At 69.2% G+C, this 19,208-nt stretch carries 15 protein-coding genes; 4 read left to right on the forward strand and 11 right to left on the reverse strand.

What is annotated here, in order from left to right; all coding sequences use genetic code 11:
* The first annotated feature begins 29 nt into the window (after nt 1-29).
* Nucleotides 30-350 carry an L-rhamnose mutarotase gene (locus PV364_RS03835; RefSeq protein WP_319658175.1) on the forward strand — a complete coding sequence of 107 codons (321 nt, stop codon included), beginning with the start codon at nt 30-32 and terminating at the stop codon, nt 348-350.
* A gap of 186 nt (nt 351-536) precedes the next feature.
* Entirely contained in the window at nt 537-1,559 is a 1,023-nt protein-coding gene (locus PV364_RS03840; protein WP_319658350.1) for a LacI family DNA-binding transcriptional regulator, read from the forward strand.
* Nucleotides 1,560-1,570: 11 nt separating this feature from the next.
* Here the strand turns inward: PV364_RS03840 and PV364_RS03845 are convergent, their stop codons facing one another.
* The 3 genes from PV364_RS03845 to PV364_RS03855 form a co-directional block, all read right to left on the reverse strand.
* Complete coding sequence (locus PV364_RS03845) at nt 1,571-2,686, reverse strand: NAD(P)-binding domain-containing protein (RefSeq protein ID WP_319658177.1); 1,116 nt, start codon at nt 2,684-2,686, stop codon at nt 1,571-1,573.
* 11 nt (nt 2,687-2,697) lie between these two features.
* The gene (locus PV364_RS03850) at nt 2,698-3,156 is read right to left on the reverse strand and encodes a hypothetical protein (protein ID WP_319658178.1); all 459 of its coding nucleotides are present in this window, start codon (nt 3,154-3,156) and stop codon (nt 2,698-2,700) included.
* Between the two features lie 181 nt (nt 3,157-3,337).
* Nucleotides 3,338-3,592 carry a hypothetical protein gene (locus tag PV364_RS03855; protein ID WP_319658179.1) on the reverse strand — a complete coding sequence of 85 codons (255 nt, stop codon included), beginning with the start codon at nt 3,590-3,592 and terminating at the stop codon, nt 3,338-3,340.
* A gap of 226 nt (nt 3,593-3,818) precedes the next feature.
* Here PV364_RS03855 and PV364_RS03860 point away from each other — a divergent pair, with 226 nt between their 5' ends.
* Nucleotides 3,819-4,244 carry a YjbQ family protein gene (locus PV364_RS03860; RefSeq protein ID WP_319658180.1) on the forward strand — a complete coding sequence of 142 codons (426 nt, stop codon included), beginning with the start codon at nt 3,819-3,821 and terminating at the stop codon, nt 4,242-4,244.
* 616 nt (nt 4,245-4,860) lie between these two features.
* Here the strand turns inward: PV364_RS03860 and PV364_RS03865 are convergent.
* Genes PV364_RS03865 through PV364_RS03875 form a run of 3 tightly spaced genes read right to left on the reverse strand, consistent with a single transcriptional unit; the run spans nt 4,861 to nt 13,629 of the window.
* A complete protein-coding gene (locus PV364_RS03865; protein ID WP_319658181.1) occupies nt 4,861-9,705 on the reverse strand; it encodes a hypothetical protein in 4,845 nt (1,614 codons plus the stop codon).
* Nucleotides 9,698-12,808 carry an ATP-binding protein gene (locus PV364_RS03870; protein ID WP_319658182.1) on the reverse strand — a complete coding sequence of 1,037 codons (3,111 nt, stop codon included), beginning with the start codon at nt 12,806-12,808 and terminating at the stop codon, nt 9,698-9,700. Before PV364_RS03870 ends, PV364_RS03865 begins: the two co-directional genes overlap by 8 nt.
* Complete coding sequence (locus PV364_RS03875; protein WP_319658183.1) at nt 12,805-13,629, reverse strand: hypothetical protein; 825 nt, start codon at nt 13,627-13,629, stop codon at nt 12,805-12,807. Before PV364_RS03875 ends, PV364_RS03870 begins: the two co-directional genes overlap by 4 nt.
* A gap of 828 nt (nt 13,630-14,457) precedes the next feature.
* Between PV364_RS03875 and PV364_RS03880 the strand changes: the two genes are divergently transcribed.
* Entirely contained in the window at nt 14,458-14,730 is a 273-nt protein-coding gene (locus PV364_RS03880) for a hypothetical protein (protein ID WP_319658184.1), read from the forward strand.
* 287 nt (nt 14,731-15,017) lie between these two features.
* Here the strand turns inward: PV364_RS03880 and PV364_RS03885 are convergent, their stop codons facing one another.
* The 5 genes from PV364_RS03885 to PV364_RS03905 all read right to left on the reverse strand — a co-directional run bounded on the left by PV364_RS03885 (nt 15,018) and on the right by PV364_RS03905 (nt 19,201).
* Nucleotides 15,018-16,247: a cytochrome P450 gene (locus tag PV364_RS03885; RefSeq protein WP_319658185.1), complete on the reverse strand. Its 1,230-nt coding sequence runs from the start codon at nt 16,245-16,247 to the stop codon at nt 15,018-15,020.
* The gene (locus tag PV364_RS03890) at nt 16,244-17,659 is read right to left on the reverse strand and encodes an NAD(P)/FAD-dependent oxidoreductase (protein WP_319658351.1); all 1,416 of its coding nucleotides are present in this window, start codon (nt 17,657-17,659) and stop codon (nt 16,244-16,246) included. The genes PV364_RS03885 and PV364_RS03890 overlap by 4 nt, the downstream gene beginning before the upstream one ends.
* A 4-nt stretch (nt 17,660-17,663) precedes the next feature.
* A complete protein-coding gene (locus PV364_RS03895; protein ID WP_319658186.1) occupies nt 17,664-17,888 on the reverse strand; it encodes a ferredoxin in 225 nt (74 codons plus the stop codon).
* 133 nt (nt 17,889-18,021) lie between these two features.
* Complete coding sequence (locus tag PV364_RS03900; protein ID WP_319658187.1) at nt 18,022-18,693, reverse strand: HAD family phosphatase; 672 nt, start codon at nt 18,691-18,693, stop codon at nt 18,022-18,024.
* Between the two features lie 25 nt (nt 18,694-18,718).
* Nucleotides 18,719-19,201 carry an Lrp/AsnC family transcriptional regulator gene (locus PV364_RS03905; RefSeq protein ID WP_319658188.1) on the reverse strand — a complete coding sequence of 161 codons (483 nt, stop codon included), beginning with the start codon at nt 19,199-19,201 and terminating at the stop codon, nt 18,719-18,721.
* Between the last annotated feature and the right edge of the window lie 7 nt (nt 19,202-19,208).

The raw sequence follows: 19,208 nt of genomic DNA on the forward strand, positions 1-19,208 counted from the left end.
TATCAGATTCGGGAAGGCCGGGACCGAGCGTGGAGCGCGTCTGTTTTCTCTTGAGGGTCCGGGCGGACCGGCTGGCGGAGTACAAGGAGCGGCACGCCTCCGTGTGGCCCGAGATGCGCGCGGCGCTGTCCGCCTCCGGCTGGCACAACTACTCCCTCTTCCTCCGGGAGGACGGCCTGCTCGTGGGCTACCTGGAGACGGAGGACTTCGCGGCCGCGCAGGCGGCCATGGCCCGGACGGACGTCAACGCCCGCTGGCAGGCCGAGATGGGGGACTTCTTCGAGGCGCTGGACGGTGCCCGGCCCGACGAGGCGATGCGGCCCCTGACGGAGATCTTCCACCTGGTGTGAGGCGGCGGCGGGGCACCGGTCCGCAGGCCCCCGGGAACAGCGTCCGGACACGGCCGGGTCGGCGGCGCGTAACCCGCGCGACAGGTGTGCGACCACGGTGGGCGCCGATGTCGTCACCTATGCGTAGCATGAACCCGCGACCCGTGGCGGGTCGCGGAAGGCGGTAGGGCGGAACCCGTGACACGCATGGTGGGGATCAAGGATGTCGCTCGGCAGGCGGGCGTCTCGGTCGGCACGGTGTCGAACGTCATCAACCGGCCCGACATGGTCTCCGAGGACACGCGGGCACGGGTGCTGTCGGTCATCGAGCAACTCGGCTACGTCCGCAGTGAGTCCGCCCGCCAACTGCGGGCCGGCCACAGCCGCATCATCGCCCTGCTCGTGCTGGACATGGCCAACCCCTTCTTCGTGGACGTCGCCTCGGGCGCGGAGCGCGCCGCGCGGGAGACAGGGCTCGGGGTGATGCTCTGCAACAGCGCGGAGAGCCCGGCGGAGGAATCCGAGTACCTGGGGCTGTTCGCGGAACAGCGGGTCCGCGGGGTGCTCGTGACGCCCGCGGACACCAGCGGCCGCAACATCGAGTCGTTCCGGCGGCACGGCATCCCCTTCGTGTTCGTGGACCGCGTGGTGCCGAGCGCGGAGGCGTGCTCGGTGTCCGTCGACGACATCGAGGGCGGCCGGCTGGCCGTCGACCACCTCATCGAGCGCGGCCACCAGCGCATCGTCTACGTGAGCGGCCCGATGCACCTGGCCCAGTGCCAGGACCGGCGCACGGGCGCCCTGGCGGCGCTCACCGCGGCGGGACTGCCGGCGGACGCGCTCGCGCACATCGAGGCCGACCGGCTCGACGTCGCCTCCGGGCGGGACGCGGGCGCGCGGCTGCTGGGCATGGCCAAGCGGCCCACGGCCGTCTTCTGCGCCAACGACCTGCTGGCGCTCGGCGTCCTCCAGTCGCTGTACGCGGCCGGGATCAGCGTGCCCGAGGAGATCGCCCTCGTCGGGTACGACGACATCGAGTTCGCCGCGGCGGCCGCGGTGCCCCTGACCTCCGTGCGGCAGCCCGCCTACCGGATGGGCCGGGCCGCCGCCGATCTGCTCATAGAGGAGACCGGCGACCTCGCGGAAGAGCACGAGCACCGGCGCATCGTCTTCCAGCCGGAGCTGGTCGTCCGGGGCTCCACGCTCGGCAAGGGGCGCGCGGGGCGCTGACCCGGCAGGGGTCAGCCCGCGACGGCCACCCCGGTCGCGGCGCCGGCGCGCAGAAACGTCCGGATCTCCCGGACGGCGCTGCGGCCCGCGCGATTGGCACCGATGGTGCTGGCGGAGGGGCCGTAGCCGATGAGGTGGACGCGGGGGTCGAGCGCCGCCTGGGTGAGCCCCTGGAGGCGGATGCCGCCGCCCGGCTCGCGCAGCCTCAGGGGCGCCAGGTGGTCGAGGGCCGCCCGGAAGCCGGTGGCCCACAAGATGGCGTCGGCCCGCACATGGTGTCCGTCGGCCCAGGTGACGCCGTCCGGGGTGACCCGCTCGAACATGGGGTGCCGCACGAGGATGCCGCGCTCCTCGGCGCGTTGCATGGCCTCCGTCATGGGCAGCCCGGTGACGCTGACGACGCTCTGCGGCGGCAGGCCCTTCTTGACACGCTCCTCGACGAGCGCGACGGCCGCGCGGCCGTGCTCCTCGCCGAAGGGGCCGGTGCGGTAGACCGGCGGCCGCCGGGTCACCCAGGTCGTGGCGGCCGCGCCGCCCGGCTCGTGCAGTTCCATCAGCAGTTGCACCGCCGAGGTGCCGCCGCCGACCACGATCACGTGCTGTCCGGCGAACTCCTCGCGGCCGTGGTAGCCGGCGGTGTGCAGCTGGCGCCCGCGGAAGGTGTCCTGGCCCGGGTAGTGGGGCACGAAGGGCCGGTCCCAGGTGCCGGTGGCGTTGATCAGGGCGCGGGTGGACCAGGTGCCGGCGTCGGTCTCGACCAGCAGTCGCCCGTCGCCCGCCTCCCGCACCGCCGAGACGTCGACCGGGCGGTGGACTCGCAGGCCGAAGGTGTGCTCGTAGCGGTCGAAGTACTCCGCGACGACCTCCGATGAGGGCCGCTGGGGATCGGCGCCCTCCAGTTCCATCCCGGGCAGCGAGTGCACGCCGTGCGCCCTGCCGTAGGTGAGGGTCGGCCAGCGGAACTGCCAGGCGCCGCCCGGTCCGGGGGAGTGGTCCAGGACCACGAAGTCCTCGTCCGGGCGCATGCCGGAACGGTGCAGGAAGTACGCCCCCGAGAGCCCGGCCTGCCCCGCTCCGATGACGACAACCTCTGCGGCGGTGGTGCCGGCGACGTCCGTGTGGTTCACGTTTCCACCAACTACGAGGGCGCCGGGAAGCTTCCCGGCGCCGTCTCGCGCCGCAGCCGCGCGATCCGCGCCGCCGCCTCCTCCAGCCGGGACAGCGGCAGGTCCCCGTCGGCCACGGCCCGTGCCGCGGCGGTGCGGATGGCGTCCTGGACGCCCGCGTCGCAGCCTGGGCCGAGCTGGAGCAGGTCGACCCCGGAGAGCCAGGCCAGTACGGCGGCGCCCGGCACGCCCCAGCCCTCGACGACCTCGGCGGTGTCCAGCGGCTCGCTGATCACGACGGCGCCGTGCCCGGTCTCGTCGCGGAGCAGCTCCGTCACGGCGGGCCCGCCGCTCAGCGCCGCCGGGACGCCGATGGTGACCGCGCCCGCGCGCTCCAGGCCGCGCCGGAGCCACTCCGGCGGTCGCCGGGTGCGTGGGACGGGCAGCAGGCAGGCGTCGACGAGGGCGGCGACGCGGCGCGGTGCGTACACGTGGGTTCCCCTTCGGCGCACGGATGGGCAACGGGACACTATCCCGGTTCGGGGAAGTGGTCCAGACCAATAGGTTACGGCCGGCCGGCGGGGAGCCGTACCCGGGCACCTCCGCCGGCGCTCCCGCCCGGGGGATTCGCGGGCGGTTCCACCGGCGGCCCGGGTACGGCGAGTTCGGACATCACACCCTCCCCGAGCCGCCGCGGCCCTTGCGGGTGCGGGTGGCCGGGCGAGCGGGGCGCGTGCAGGATCTCGCCGATCGCCCGCACCGTCCCGGCGAAAGCGGTCGGCCCGGAGCCCGGCTCACCAGCACGGTGCCCGCGGTGAGCAGCGCCGCCCGGCTGCGGCCCTCGGCCATGCGGGTCGGCGGGATCTTCGGCGGCGCGACGAGCAGGACGAGCAGCCGGTCGAGGCTGATGAGCAGGCGGCCGCCCACGGATACGGCGAGATCTCGAGCCCGTCGTGCGGGCCGCCGTGCACAAAGGGCGCGGAAAACGCGGCGAACGGCGAAGAAGGACGTCGATGCCCCGGCTTCGGCCCGACAGGCGTCGGAGGCCGCCCGCGACGGATCGTCGTGACCGCTTGGGTGAAGTGGAACGGGGCGCGGCGGCACCGCGGCCCACCGGAACGCACATCCGTGGCGCCTGCGCCACCATGGACGCATGGCCGACGCTTTCACCACCCGCCTCGTCGACGTGACCACCGGTGGCACCGAGACCGTCCACGATCTGACCGCCGCCTGCGCCCACTTCCTCCGCGACGTGGCACGCGGCCGGGACGGACTGCTCAACGTCTTCGTCCCGCACGCGACCGCCGGTGTCGCCGTCATCGAGACCGGCTCCGGCAGTGACGACGACCTGCTCGCCGTACTCCACGACCTCCTTCCGGCCGACGACCGCTGGCGGCACCGCCACGGCAGCCCGGGCCACGGCCGCGACCATGTGCTGCCCGCCCTCGTCCCGCCGCACGCGACCCTCCCGGTGATCGGCGGCTCGCTGGAACTCGGCACCTGGCAGTCCGTGGTGCTGGTGGACACGAACAGGGACAATCTCGACCGCAAGGTGCGGCTGAGCTTCTTCGGCGGGTGAGTCGCTCTCGAAGTTCTCCAGGTGGACGACGTCCTCGGCGAGGGCAGCCAGCGGGTGTCCTCGTCGGGTACACACGGCCAATCCGTGGAGGAGTTCGCCGCGGGGAGGTCGAAGAGTATCTGCCTGAACTTCAAGACTCGGCGGCGGCACGGGTGCCGTTGGGCTGTCGGTGGCGTGTATCGGTTCACCGCAACAAATTCACAGATCTGCCCCTGCGCCCCCACATTCATTCGGTCAACGTCGGTCGCGCTCCCGCCTGGGTAGATGCCGTGGGACCGCGTCATTGAACCGGTGGGCAAAGAAACCCCGGGTCACTGTTCCTGGGGTTTCATATGGAGCGGGTGACGAGAAGCGAACTCACGCGCTCTCAGCCTGGGAAGCGACCGTGCTTGGCGGTGCCGGATTGTCGATTCTGGCTGGATGCACTGTTGGAATCCTCCATTTACCAGCGGAACGGGCGCGGGCGCTCAGGCGTAGAGGCCAAGGGCGGGTTGCGGCACCTTACCCACCCCGGCACGTTGTCCCGTAGTAAAGAAATGGCGTGGCCTGAGTGGCCGGCCGATTCTTCTGAGGTGAATTATTCATGGTCGGCCAGCGCTGATCGTCCAGGCGCGGCCTAAGTTCCTGACAGGGGCGGATGCATGGTCTCGTCGATTGGCTGGGCATGAAGGAAACTACGGGTGTTGAGAATCAGCCGCAGTCGACTGGCGTCCCAGTCGGACCGGCTGATGTCCTCATTCATACGTTCGCGAATCGTGGACTCGCATGTGGAGAGCACCTGCGCCACGTAGGGATCCGTGGCCTCCTGCGTATACAAGGTCCGCAACAGCCAGAAGGGAGCTCTCCCGACGTTCCAGCCGGTTTGGTCACTCCTCAACTCGGATGCCCAGCCCTTGCCGGTCGCCGAAAGGAGGCACGCTCGATCCGTAACGTTCGGCACCGACTGCAGAGAGGTCAGGCGCGACGCCGCCCGCCCGAGGGCATCGGCCCCCCAGCCAAGTTGATCCAGTCCGGTTGCCGCCCAGGCGACTACCGCCGCGTACGCCATGTTGGGCGCTGTCGGTGGTTCACCGACGAACGTTGGGGGTCCCCCACCTTGATTCAGGATTCGGCTGGCCCGTCCCACCTGGAGCCAGTGTGCACGTTCGTCGCTGACGACCATGTGGCTCACGAGGGCCTGGAGCGCCGTGGCGAGTGTCCTTGAAATGCGTGGCACCGCCTCGGGCAGTATTTCGCTGAGCACATCCACCAGCGAGCAGAGTGAGGCGACCTGGAGGCGGTTGCCGAGCCGCGTAATGTCGAGGTCGAGGAGAACCTCAAGAAGTTGTTGAGCACCGGCGGTGTTTTCCAAGGCCGCCATTGTACGAACCAGTTCGATGGCATCGGCCGCATCGTCGATCGCGGCGAAGGCCAGTCTTTTCGTGATGCGTGTGATGTTGACACCTTGCGCCGCAGCCGATCCCCACCCGGAGTCCCAGGCGGACATCATCCGCAATAGAGCCGTTACCGCCCGAGGATTACTGAAGCGGTGTAGCCCCTGGATCCGAGCCTTGTACACCGGCTCGATCCAAGCACGCCCGGACTCGCGCGTGACACCGACTCTTACCAGGTCGCGTGCGGCGGTCGACTGCGCGACCGGATTCTGAATCTGCTGGATCTCCCCACGGAACACGAAGTTGGCGTGCTGGTCTGCTGATACGTCGTCCAGCAGTTCCTTGGCCAGCTGCGGACGCACGTTGTGGATGGCCCGCAGCATCGCCGGTGCGCAGGTCGGCTCGCCCAGGAGCGCACGGCGCAACCGCGCCAGCAGGGCGTCTGCGGGGCGGCCGTCGATCGTGACGTGGCTGGTCGCCTTCCGCAAACCGTCGACCGTCTCGCCGGCTGTGGCAGGGTTGAGCGCCGTGAGGTGGCGGACAGCCTGAACGAACGCCTCTTCATTGCGTACGGTGCGCAAGCGGGGAGTCCACCGACTCGCGCCGCCGGTCGCGCTGGCGATCTGTCGACCTGCATCAGAAATATCGGCATCCATCAGGGTGTGCGCAACCTCGGCGCAAACCTCCAGTGCGGCTGTGGGGCTTGTCGTGGCGAGACCCTCGACGAATGGCATGAGCTCCCACTGGTGCAGGTACAGGGCCGGGATGTCCGGGTGCACCACTCGGCCCAGCCGGTGGAACGCGGCGCGGGCGTGCGCGGTGGTCGCCCGGGTCATCCCGGACAGCAGTTGTTGCTTGCGCACCTGGTTCTGGATCTCCGAGAGCGCGATCGAGCCGAACTGTGGGTCGTTCACGAGCCGCAGGGCAATCTCGGGACCCCAGTGTTTACGCCCTTGACGGATGGCGTCGATGACGACGGACAGCGCGACGTCCAGTACTTCGCTCCGATAGTTTGCCTGAGAGTCCCACACACCCTTGATGACGTGGTATCGGACCGAGATGCGAGGGTCATGCTTGAGCAGCTCGATGATTCGGTCGGCACCGAACGCCTCGGCCAGTTCTGTCGAAAAGGTGCTGCTGCCTTCCGTGAAGAGGTCTTCGATCGACCGTGTAACGGAGAGGAGTTGTCCGATTCCTTTGGCATCCCGCGCTTCCGCGGCCCGTCGGGCCATCATGCGGGCCAACTGACCGGAGGGACCTTCGTTCAGGATTTTGAAGGCTGTGAACACGTTCGCTCTGGCTACGGCGTTGAGCAGTGCGGCGGCATCGGTGGCGCCCGCGCTGCGCCTGAACAGCTCCGCGACTCGCTCCGGGAAGCCCTTCCACTCCTTGAGCAGCCATGTGCCGAATTGAGGGATGGGGGAGCGGATTCCTTGCAGGCCCAGCGCGAGCTCGGCTGCCGTGGCTGTCCGGAACGCCTGGTTCAGCGCAGTCTCGTACGCCGGGAACGTGATCTCCCAGTCATGATCGACGAGACTGAGTCGTAGATTCATGGCCTCAAGCAGCACACCGATGCCGTCGTCGGGGTCCGGCTTGCGCTTGAGTAGCTGCTGGACGGGATCTTCCTGGTCGATCGGGAAGAAGGGTGCTTCGTACCCTGTCTTGCGGGACGCCCGGCGATAGAGCTGATCCACTCTCCGCACGAGCCGATAGTCCTCCACGGAGACGGTGAGACCGGCTAGTGTGTCGAAGGATCGGTCGGCCACCAGGGCGGCGGCGTCGTCCCGGTTCAGGCGGTCCAGCGCCAGGAGCATGGCGAAACGCTCGTCGGGGCGCCCGTCAACTGTGGCGAATACCGCGTCGATCTCATCGATGAGCCAGGCCACGAGTTCATCGATGAGGTCACTTGTCAGCAGGTGTTCGACCTGCTGGTAGGCGTGGATCAGAGCCAAGAGCTGGCTGGGGGACAGCCGGAGTCCTCCACGACACGCCCTGTGGACCATCTGCGTGACCACGTCGTGCGCCACACCGTCGGGCATCAGGTCGCAGAGGCCAGCCATCCGCGTGACGCTGAGAAGGGGCGCGGTTGCCGCCCAGTCCTTCAGAGCGTTGTTGTGGCCCGCTGCCTTCAGCAAGGATTGGCACATGTCCTGGTGAAAGAGCCGGACACCGTGCAGCAGCTCGATTGCCCGTGGACTGGCATCCCGTAGCAAACCGTCCAACTCAGGACCGAGTTGCGCGGCGACCGCGGCGTACAGCGTTTTCCACCGCGGCTCTCCTTGCGCTTGAGTCCCGTTCTCGGCCGCCTGCAGTTCGAACACCGCGAGACAGTCGTCCACACTGGCGATCCGCACAGTCCCCGGGGTCCGCCCCAGATCCATGCCGAAGAGCCGGCGATTTTCTTCCTCCAGCCCATCGACCCGCTCCTCTGCGACGTCGCCGGCCGCCAGACTGACGGCCGCCGCGAAGACCAGTGCCGAGCGCTCCCATCTCTGCAGCTCGCGGAAGCGGACGGAGCGACGGGAGGCGAGGTCGGGATCACCACTCATCTTTCTGGTGAGTGTGCGGAGGTCGGCCGATTCGCCGGAGTCCAGAAGGGCAAGCGCTGGACCGGGATCGAGTGTGCTGTCGGCATGCGCCAAGTCCTCGACGAACCGCTTCCGTGCCTCGGTTCCGACGACCGCCGTGGCCACGTACGTGTTGTCGGTGTCCCAGTCCACGGGTGAGTTCGCGGCGTATTCCAGCACCCCCAGGACAGTGATCCTGAGTTGTTCTGCTACGAATCGCAGGGCTTCGGAGGCATTGCCGTCACGGGTCGGTTGCAGATCTTCGAAGATGAGTAGCCGCCGGTCGGATACGTCCGTGGGGCGGGCCACGGCGGCCATGGCATGGGTTGCCACTGCCAGTGCGACGTGACGGTCGGGGAGCTCGCGGGTGGGTCCGCTGATTACCTGGACGAGCCACGGTCGTCTGCGATGGGCCAGGCCTGCCGCCAGCTGACGCACGATGGCGCTCCGGCCGCTGTGCCTGGTGCCGCCGAGCACGGCGACCGATCCGGGGCTGCTCTTGTCGAGGAAATGACGTTCCAGCTGGCCTACCTGGCTGACCCTGCGGTCCGGAATCGGCTGGCCCTCGGGTGCCCTGTGCCAATCGACGGGGTGCCACCCCAACAGCTGAAGTTCCCGTTTGTGTGCGTGGTGTTTCGCCTGCGCCCATCTGTCGCCCCACAGCGTCGACGCGGCATGGTCGAGCGTTCGTGGTCCACGAATGTCCTTGTGCGGCGATCCGTCGGCCGGGTGGAGCTGCCAGCCTGTGGCCACGGGAACCAACAGGTCTCTGCGTGCCGTTCGAGCCGCGGCGACGCACGACGCCAGTTGCGACTGTTGGAGAGGCTGGAACTCTGTACCGTCGAACAGGCCCATGCTGAGCGACGAGGTGGCGGGCAGTTCGAAGATCTCGCCCAGTAGCCAGAGAGCCAGCGGCAGATCGGTGCCGGACGGCGACAGGGCCACCGTGGCCGGCCAGCGGACGTGAGGGCGGAACGGCCAGGAGGCCGCTGCCGGATCTCTGCTTTGGAAGGCCGAGAGGACGGTGCCGACCGCAGCCGCCGCTGCAGAGCGTTCCGTTTCACCGATGGCCGAGTGCTGAGGTGGTTTGTTCTGCTCGCCGACCGCGAGCACGACGTGGCCGCCCCCGACGAAGCCGATCAGTACGTCCACTCGGGAAGGGCGTGGCAGGTCTCCGTTCGGGTCGGTTCTGGCGATCAGATAGGCCAGTTCCAAAAGGCCCTCGACGACGTCGTCAGGCATGGCTCCGGCATCCATAGCCGCCTCGGCCAGCTCCGTCAGTACCGTGGCACCATCCCACGCGCCTGCCCAGCGAAGGAGTTGGTCACGCTCGGCGTCCGACACGTCGGGGGTGTTGAGCAGCGGCAGGACGACGGTGGTGTGGAAGTCGGCCAGATGCTGCCAGATCGTCTCCCTTGCTGGTTGCGGACCGACGAGTACGGCCCGGGCGAGGACCAATCCCGCCGTCATCTGGTCCCGGTCGGGTGGCCCGGGGGCTGGGGACTGGGTTGCCTCAGCCATGTCGTCCTGCCAGTTTCAGGGAGAGCAGTCCGCAGGTCCGCGCCACGAGAAGTCGATTCCCTTCGTACAGGGCGACATCGACCGGGGCCTCGTCGAGCGGAAGCCGGGCGGGAGTCGCGGGGGAGGAGAGATTGAGGACCTCCAGCCAGCCGGAGCGGCCTGTCGATCCACCGATGACCATCATCGAGTCGCCGAGCGCGGCGGTCCTTATCTCCGAACGATGGGTCGTTGTGCGTATGGCGCTCTGCTGGCCCGTGCCACGCAGGTGCAGATCGCCGGAAGCGTCGAGGACCAGAGCCTGGTCGCCGGTCTCGGACACGGCGAGGGCCAGCGGCCGGTACGGGACGGGGAACGGGGACACGGTCCTGGTCGGTGCACCGCGAAGGGGGAGGCAACGGATGTGGCCGGACGCGGAGGACAACCACACGACTGGTGCGGAGACCGGTCCAGCCGTGCGGACGGAAAGAATCTCCGAGTCCATTGTGGCCAACATGCGCAGCGGTTCTCCGGTGTCCAGTCCACCTGCCCAGGCGGTTGGCCCCGTTGTGACGACAAGTTGACCGCTTGGATGCAGTGACAGAAGCAACGGAACCGGTCGCGATCTGCCGCCGCTCTCACCGGGGTGAGGGGCGCAGGGCGGAACGAGTCCTCGCAGTGCCATGGGTGGATCGTTCTCATGGCACGGCATCAGCCAGATCTCGCGTTGCCAGGTCGACACCAATGCGATAGCCCTGTCCTGGACGACCGCGACCGTCACGTCGCGCGGGGTTCCCGGCACAGAGATCGTCGGACGGAGGCTTTTGCCGTCCAAGGGGTCCCAGAAGGACAGCGAGTCGTCGTCCTGAATGGTGACGACCGCAGAGAGCCTGCTCGCAGACGTGGCCGCCATATGTGTCGTGCGGGAAGAACGCGGGTTGTCCGGCTGAACCCAGTCGATCTCCACGCATGACTGAGGCAGATTCCCAACGTCCGTATGGCCCGACGTTCGGAAAGCGCTCACGAGTGGTGCGACCCCGAAGCGTTCCGCTCCGATGCGCAGCATCAGGGCTCGATCGGCGGCTGGGGCGTTGTGAGGAACCAGTGACCACATGCGTGACCGGGCGGTGCGGTAGTCGGGGGCGTGCCGTTGCTGTTGCAGCGCCCGGGAGACCACCGATGGCGGGGCCTCCACCAGAAACTCTGGATCGTCGAGCAGGCTGCCGGGCAGTAGGCCCAGCGCGGCCGCCCGTGACGTCAATGTCTGCACGCCGGAGTCGACCGCATGCCAGTCAGTGGTCCGCCAGTCGGTGACCTGGGGCAAGCGCTGCAGGAACGTCTCAGGCTTTGGGTGTCCACCGCCGTCGGGATGGCCGAAGCAAGCACGCCAACGAGCCGATCCGTCCGGGGCGGGACAGTATTCCACGAGTGACCGCATCAGACGGGCGGCGGTGGTGACGTCGTGGACGAGGACGCGTGGTCCTCCTGGCTGTGATGCCGCTGCGGCCCACTCCACCGCCGGCAGGGCAATGGTGTCTCCATATGCGCAGAGGGCCGAGAGCGCGGACACGATGCCCTTCGCCTTCTCGCCGAGCAGCGATCCGACACGCTCCCGGCAAACCCGATGAGCGGCCGCGTCCAGGGCTTTGACGGCTTGCTCCAAAAAGCCGCCGATGGACCTGTCGCCCGCCGGGGTGCGTGACAGGGACCCGACCGCGACAGCGACTGCCCACTCCGTGCCCACCCGTGGAGCGAGCGCATCCACCGCTCGGCGGATCTGTTGTTCTCCGGCGCCTGGAACAGCGAGTCGGACCTGGCGTCGGAGGTACTCCCGTATGTCCTGGCCGCACTCCTCCTCGAGATCATCGAGGTCGTGGACCCGGGACGAATCGCCGACGGGTATCTTTGATGAAGCGGCAAGGCTGACTACCAGACGGACATCCGGGATCGACCGCAGCATGCTGAAGAACTCCGACCACACCTCCGGTTCGGTGGTTTCGTCCAGATCGTCAAGAATCAGCGCCAGGGGCTTGGGGGCCGACCGCAAGACGTTGACGAGGTCCTGTTCACCGTGCGGACCGAGCTCCCGGAGCAGCATGGCTGTCACCTCGGTGGGAGTTCCCCTGGCCGCGGCCAAAGACGCTGGCAGTTTGGGCCGCATGAGCGTAATCTCACCAGGTGTCGAGCTGCGCCCATCCTTGTGCGCCGTCACCACAAGGTGTCCGAGTAATGCGCTCTTTCCCGCCCCGGGGCTACCCGTGACCACGACGACCGGATCGTCGCCCTGACCTATCAGGTGTCCGCGCAGCTCGCGTACGAGCGTGGTACGGCCCACGAAGAAGAAGCCGGGCAGGTCGGCGGTTGCTACCCCCCGTGCCCTGGCCGCCCAGTCGGCTGGAAGGGGAAGGCCCCTCGGAGGCGAGAGGCTTTGATGATGGGGATTGGGCAGCGCTCGGCACTGGTGGGCAGGGTGCCCGTCGGCGAGCCAGACGGACTGCTCGGGCCCGAGTGCCCGGTCGACCTCGCGCGCGATGGAGCGGGGATCAAGGTGGCGCTTCGACCAAGACGGTTGGGCGGACCGGTCCACGGCCTTGGCGAAGGCGGATGCGAACAATCCTTGCCCGGCCTCCTCAAGGCGACGGCTCGCGCCGATCCCCCAGAACCCCAGCTTCGCCCTTTGGGAGTGCGCCGTCCGGGCCTTGAACAGTGCCGCGTCCAGGCCGGGTTCGGAGTGGCAGGCATCGATGATGAACACCACCTGCTGAAGGTTCCTCCAGCCTTCAGCTGCGAGCGGCGCGATCATGGAAGCGGGATCGAAAAAATTTCCGTCCGGCAGCAGCAGTGAAAATTCATGGTCTTCGAGTACCCCGTGTCCGGTGCAGTAGAGGACCAATGTCTCGGCGTCGGGAGGGGCGTCGACCATGCGCAGGTCACGCGCGAGTGCGTCATGCCTGCGCTCCTCCGATGTGAAGGAAAGGTGTTCCTCGAGCCCGAGCGAGGCGAGAGAGTGCCGCATGGTTCTGAGCTCCATGGGCACGCTGACGAGATCGTTTACGCCCATCTTCGAGCGGACGTCATCGTCGTGGGTGCCGACTCCGGAAAGGCAGAAGAGGCCTCGTGGTCTCATGCCAGCTCCACCTCGAGGACTCGTGCCGTGCGGACGTTCTCCAGGTAGGTCAGCGCCGAGTGTGACGACTTGCGTGGATTGTCGCAGGGCAGATCGCGGATGTCCCTCGAGTATAGGGGGCCCAGCTTCTTGACCATGGCAACCGCATCATGACCTGCGGCGATGTTCGTCCATGAACGGACCCGGTCCGGCAAGCCCAGAGGCCCGTAACTCGGGTCCAAACGTCGTCGGATCGGTTCCAGACCCAGGGGCGATCCCAGGGTGATCAGTGCGGGCGGGTTCGCCGGCTTGTTCTCCCGCAGCCACTCGTAGGCAATTACACTGCCGAGTGAGTGGCCGATGACCACACGTGGCGTATGCTCCATCGCGGCCGACATCTCGAGGTGAACGAGCTTACGGAAATCGCGGTCCGTCAGATATCGGTTGACCTGTTTCACGAAAGCAATGGCTCGACTGTCCCGTCCGTCGAAAAGATCGCTGCGCTGAATCGCCACCAACGCGCGCTGTACCGCCCCTGGAAGGTAGAACTTGGTGTCCTGTCGGCTGCCGCCGGAGTCCTGCTCGAGGGCGGTGCCGAAGTGGATCAGCAACTCCTCCTCAAGGCCGGGTTCGAGATCGATCGCGGTGTATCCCGGCTCGCCACCGGCCTTGCCGTCGTTGTATTCGTGGCCGTAGAAGGCGCATTCGAGGGACAGAGTTGCAGCAAGTGGGCTCCGAATGTTCGCCAGGCCGTTCACTGTCGCTGCGAGCCAGCTCTGCTGCATCACTGCACGTTGCGAGCGGTGCATGTTGATGCCGTGGATCGCAACGATGTCGACCATTTCTCCCCGATTCGCCAAGTGCTCGCTGAGACAGACCAATTGGCCTGGGCTTCAGGATGCCACAGCCGGATCGGTCAGAGCTGGCTTATCGTCTGGCCCTCGTCCGATGATGAGTGGCGACGAGGGGCGGGGCGGCATGAGCACTTGTTCGACCGTGTAGCCGTGGCCTGTGGAATCTGGATGGGTTGCCACCCGCTTACCGTCGAACTAGGGCCTGCCGCTTTCGTGGAGGCGAACATGCTTGAGCTGGTCATAAGGGGGCCTCTGCATGGCTGACCTCGGTTGTTTTGATCATGTGAGACCAAGCACTGGTTCCTGTACTCGCGCGGCCCCACCTGCAGTGCGAGAAGGGCGATATTGATCGGCTTGTGCGAGCCGCTCACGCCGACGACCGGCGGCCGCCGTGGTTTGATCAGCGCTGTTGCGGTGGTGGAGCGGGGCCCATGGGACGGTCTGTTCGCCGTACTGGCGAGCCTGGCTTGAGGGTGCTGCGGGGGTGTACGGCGTGAGAGCCCCGGAGTTGGGCGGGGAGATCCACCATCTGCCAGACCAGCACGTCGCTAATTCGTTCTGCCATGTCCGGCCTCTCGCGCGGCGGCGTGGGTGCTGCGAGCGGCGGCCATCCGGGCTCATCGACGATGCGGTCCGCCAGGTTGGGCAGCGCGCGGCGCAGAGCACTCAACCGCTGCCGTCACAGGGAGAGGGGCAGCCGGGAGCCCTGCTGCTGGAGCGTTGCCATGGCCTGTTTAGCGGCGGCTTGGTAGGCGGTGCGCAAGTGTCAGCCGCCTGGTGGCGGCTGCCGCTTGCTGGGCGTGGTGCTTCTTTGGCATGACAGGTGGCCGCTGCGACGGCGAGGAACTGCATGTCCAGGACAATGGCGGTGGTGGCGCCGTCTTCTCCGCCGCGGCGGGCCGGGCCACTGTGGACGAGGTCTCCGGCGGCTTGGTGCGGGCGTGGTCGTGGGCGCGTGCGGCGTGGATGTGCGATCAGGACACGTGCTCGAAAGCAGCCGCCGCATCCTGCGTCTCGGGGGTGGGTTGCGGCGGTACCGGCGAGGGCGTGAAGGACTTCGCCGGTTTCGGACAATCTGAGCGGCGGTGATGTTGTAGTTGTCGCCGTGGTCGATGACGAGCAGGGCAGGCCAGGCGGCCGTGGCGGCTCGTTGTCGTGCGGTAGCGGTCCCTTCACTGGCGGCAGGGCCGGCTGCGGGGCGTCGTCGGCGGGACGTGTCCGGCGTTCGCGGACGCGGGGGAGGGGTAGGTCCGGGGTCCGTTGGAAAGGACGCGATGCGGTTGAGCTTCCTGGCCCCAGCAGGGGCAGGGCACGACGGCGCCCCGGACCAACTCTGGAACGGGACGGGCGGTCCCCGTCATCGCTCACCGTCCCGCTCAGGCGCGCACCCCGTCGCACTCGATCCGCAGATGGCGCGGCCCACGCAGGACCGGGCTGGGCCGGTACGGCGGCGGGTCCTCGGCCAGGCGCGGGTTGTCCAGCCGGCGGATCATCGCACTGAGCGCGATCTGCGTCTCCAGACGGGCCAGCGGCGCGCCGAAGCAGCTGTGGATGCCGCTGCCGAAACCGAAGTGCTGGTTGTCGGCGCGGGCCGGGTCGAAGTGGTCGGGGTCGGCGAAACGGCCCGGGTCCCGGCTGCCCGCGGCGAGGACGAGGATCAGCGGCGAGCCCTTGGGCACGGTGACTCCGGCGATCTCGATGTCGGTGAGGGGCGTGCGCTGCGGCAGCATGTGCACCGGCGGCTCGAAGCGCAGCAGCTCCTCGACGGCCGAGGGCATCAACTCCGGCTCCCGGCGCAGCCGTTCCATCGCCTCCGGGTAGCGCAGCAGGGTGAGCATCCCGTTGGTGATGAGGTTGACAGTGGTCTCGTGTCCGGCGATGAACAGCAGCACCATGCTGCCGATCAGTTCCATCGGCGCCATCTGCCCGTCCGGGCCGTTGTCGTGGACCAGGCCGGACATCAGGTCCTCGGTGGGGCTCGCGCGGCGCTCCTCCAGCAACCCCGCCATGTAGACGCCCATCTCGGTGATGGCTTCCTTGCGGGCCTGTTCGTCGTCCTCGCTGAAGGTGCTGCCGCGGGTGCGCACACCGGTGGAGGACACGATGCGGTCCGCCCAGGCGCGGAACCGGTGCTCGTCCTCGCGCGGCACGCCCAGCAGACGGCAGATGACGCTCACGGGCAGCGGGTAGGCGAAGTCCTCGACGACGTCGATGCGGCTCTGCCCCTCCATGGAGTTGACCAGCCCCTCGGTGACCCGCGCGATCTCGTCGTGCAGGCGCGCGATCCGGTCCGGGGTGTGCGGCGGCCCGAACGGCCGCATGGCCTGGCGGCGCACCCGGTCGTGGTCCGGCGGGTCCATCCGGATGAAGGACGGCGGCTGCCCCTCGGCCTGGGCGGCCTGCGGGTCGCCCGGCAGACGGTGGCTCAGGTCGGAGCTGATCCGCGGGTCGTGCAGCAGGGCCTTGATCTCGCGGTACGTGCTGACCAGGTACGCGCCGTCCTCCTGGCGTGCCACGGGGGTGCTCCGCAGCTCTGCGTAGAGCGGGTACGGATCGTGACGGTTGGCGAAGTCGTTGATCCGCTGCAGCATCGTCTCGTTGGTCATGCGCGGGCCTCCAGGACGGTCGGGGGGACGCGGACCACGCGGCGCTCGTCGGGCAGGTGCCCGGTGACCGCGACCGTGGGGCCGTGCGAGAGCTGGGACGGGTCGGGCACGTCGGCGGCCTGCACCAGGACCTCCGCCGGCCGGTCGAAGGTGCCGGGGTCGGGCGGGAAGGGGGCTGCGGCCTCGATCAGCGTGCGGTAGTAGTCCAGCCAGCGGCTCTGGTTGAAGGAGACCGCGGCGGTGAGACGGCCCCGGTAGCCGTAGACGGCGACAAAGGAGCGCTGGTCCACCGACCCCTGGACGATCGCGACCTCGTCGGAGAACGACGGCACCCCGACCGACTTGATGTTCACCCCGAACTGGCTGGACCAGAAGGCGGGGACCGCCAGGTGCGGACGCCGCCGCGGGCCGCAGTTCACCATGTTGTGCGCCGCCACCTCGGCCTGGGCCACCGCGTTGCCCCAGTGCTCCAGGGCCAGCAACTGGTACTCGTACAGCGGGTGCGGGGTCCGCGCCACGTCGCCGGCCACGAACACGTCGTCGGTCACGACCCCGTTGAGGTCGAACGCCCGGCAGCCCGCGTCGCTCGCGAGCCCCTTCGGCCCGGCGCCGAGACCGGAGTCGTGCAGCCACTCGGTGTTGCGGACCGCGCCGAGCGCCACGACCGCCACGTCGCAGTCGAGGGTGGAGCCGTCCGACAGGCGCGCCGACCGCAGCCGGCCGTCCCCGTCGCCCACCAGTTCGGTGACGGTGATCCCGCAGCGCAGGTCGACGCCGTGCTCGCGCTGAAGGTCCGCGGCGACGGCGGCGATCACCCCGCCGAGCGCGCCGACCAGGGGCGCGGGCCCGCGCTCGGCCACCGTCACCTGGAGCCCGCGCTCCCGGCACACCGAGGCGATCTCCGAGCCGGTGAAGCCGGCGCCGATCACCAGCACCCGGCGCGGCCCGGCGTCCAGGCGCCCCACCAGCTGCCGGGCGTCCTCCATGGTGCGCAGGGTGAACACCCCCTCCAGGGCCGCCTGCGCGGCGTCCGGCCAGGGCCTGGCCCGGACGCCCGTCGCGATCAGCACGCGGTCGTACTCCACATGGCTGCCGTCGCGCAGCAGCACCCGCCGCGCGGCCAGGTCCAGGCCGGTGGCCGGAACGCCGAGGCGCCAGGTGGCGTCCACCTCGCGCCGGGCGGGCAGTGCGGCGTGCTCGGGGGGCATGCGGCCGAGGAGCACGGCCTTGGACATCGGCGGGCGGTCGTAGGGCCGTTCTGTCTCCTCGCCGATGATGGTCAGCGAGCCGGTGAAGCCCTCGTCGCGCAGGACCTCGGCGGCCCGGAGCCCGGCGAGCGAGGCGCCGACGATCACGATGCGCTCCGGCGGCGGGAGCCGGTCCGTGCGCTGGTCCGTCCTTCGGTCCGTCAGCTGGTCAGTCACGGGAACCCACCCCCGCGGCCACCCGGGCAGGGCCTTCGACGAGGATCGCCTGAACGGGGCACGCGGCCGCGGCGCGGGACACCCGGTCGTACTCCTCGTCCGAGGGGCCGGCGTCGTACAGCAGCGCCTCCTCGCCGTGGAGCTCGAACACGTCGGGCGCGAGGAACGCGCACTGCGCGTATCCCTGGCACCGGTTGAGGTCGACGACAATCTTCACCGTTCCGCCTCCTCCTGCTGCGGGCCGTGGCGGGCGGGAACGGCGGCGAGCGCGGTCCCCACACCACCAATAAGGCCGGCGGACCGCGCGCGCCATTCGAGCGGCGGCGCGGGCGACGTCCCCGGTTACGCGCTCACGCGGTCACCCAGGCGTGCACAACGCGCGCGTCGAAGGCGTGCTGCCCGCCCCGGACCAGTAGCCCCGCCGTCGCGAAGGCGGGGTCGTCCGCCTGCGCCGGCAGGTACGGGACCGCCACGCACCGCATGCCCGCGCGGTGCGCTGCCTCCGCGCCGGGCGGTGCGTCCTCGACGACGACGCAGTCCTCGGGGTCGACCCCGAGGCGCGCGGCCGCCTCCAGCAAGACGTCGGGCTCCGGCTTGCCGCGCGCCACCTCCTCCGCCGAGACGACGGTGGTCAGCACCGAGCCCAGCCCGGTGCCGGCCAGCACCGCCGCGATCGCCTCCCGCGAGGACCCCGAGGCGACCGCCATCGGATGCCCCTCGGCGTGCAGGAGTTCGACGAACGCGCGCATCCCGGGGAAGACATGGGTCGCCTCGCGCGCCAGCCGCAGGTAGAGCCGGTTCTTCGCGTCGAGCAACTCCTGGACGGAGGCGGTGAGCCCGTACTCGGCGCGCAGGGTCTCCAGCGTCTCGCGGGTGCCGATGCCGATGAAGCGCGCGTGCTGCTCCCAGGTGAAGTCGTCGACGCCGTGGGAGGCCAGCAGGCGGCGGCCGGCCTCGAAGTAGTTCGGCTCGCTGTCGACCAGCGTGCCGTCCAGGTCGAAGATCACCGCGGGGAGTGTCATGCCCTCCAGCATGCCAAGCCGGCGATCACGGCGTACGGGCGGCCGCCGCTCTGCCGACCTCCTCCACCAGGGGCAGCATGCGCTGCGGCACCCGTTCCCGCAGCGCCACCTCGGTGCGGGTGCGGACGACGCCGGGCAGCTGGATCAGCCGCTGGATGACGTCCTCCAGGTGCGCGGCGTCGCGCGCCACGACACGGGTCAGCAGGTCGCCGCCGCCGGTGATGGAGAAGGCCTCGATGATCTCGGGCACGGCGGCCAGCGCCTTGCCGGTGTCGTCCAGATGCCCCTGGGTGACCTCCAGGTGCACGAAGGCGAGCACCGGGTAGCCGAGCGCCTCGGGCGACACCCGGGGCCGGTAGTCCGTGATCACCCTGTCCCGCTCCATCCGGTCCAGGCGGGCCTGCAGGGTCCCGCGTGCGACCCCCAGGATGCGGGCGCACTCGCGCACGCTGGTACGCGGCCGCTCCAGCAGCACCAGGATGCGGGCGTCCAGCTCGTCGGCGGGCACGGGCCGG

The organism is Streptomyces sp. MI02-7b (assembly GCF_033793585.1).
GTDB lineage: Bacteria > Actinomycetota > Actinomycetes > Streptomycetales > Streptomycetaceae > Actinacidiphila.

Bases quoted from the DNA above. Each gene is read 5' to 3' on its own strand.
- PV364_RS03840 (WP_319658350.1), top strand. From the start codon at position 537: ATGGTGGGGATCAAGGATGTCGCTCGGCAGGCGGGCGTCTCGGTCGGC.
- PV364_RS03860 (WP_319658180.1), top strand. From the start codon at position 3,819: ATGGCCGACGCTTTCACCACCCGCCTCGTCGACGTGACCACCGGTGGC.
- PV364_RS03865 (WP_319658181.1), bottom strand. From the start codon at position 9,705: ATGGCTGAGGCAACCCAGTCCCCAGCCCCCGGGCCACCCGACCGGGAC.
- PV364_RS03870 (WP_319658182.1), bottom strand. From the start codon at position 12,808: ATGAGACCACGAGGCCTCTTCTGCCTTTCCGGAGTCGGCACCCACGAC.
- PV364_RS03875 (WP_319658183.1), bottom strand. From the start codon at position 13,629: ATGGTCGACATCGTTGCGATCCACGGCATCAACATGCACCGCTCGCAA.
- PV364_RS03880 (WP_319658184.1), top strand. From the start codon at position 14,458: ATGACAGGTGGCCGCTGCGACGGCGAGGAACTGCATGTCCAGGACAAT.
- PV364_RS03885 (WP_319658185.1), bottom strand. From the start codon at position 16,247: ATGACCAACGAGACGATGCTGCAGCGGATCAACGACTTCGCCAACCGT.
- PV364_RS03900 (WP_319658187.1), bottom strand. From the start codon at position 18,693: ATGACACTCCCCGCGGTGATCTTCGACCTGGACGGCACGCTGGTCGAC.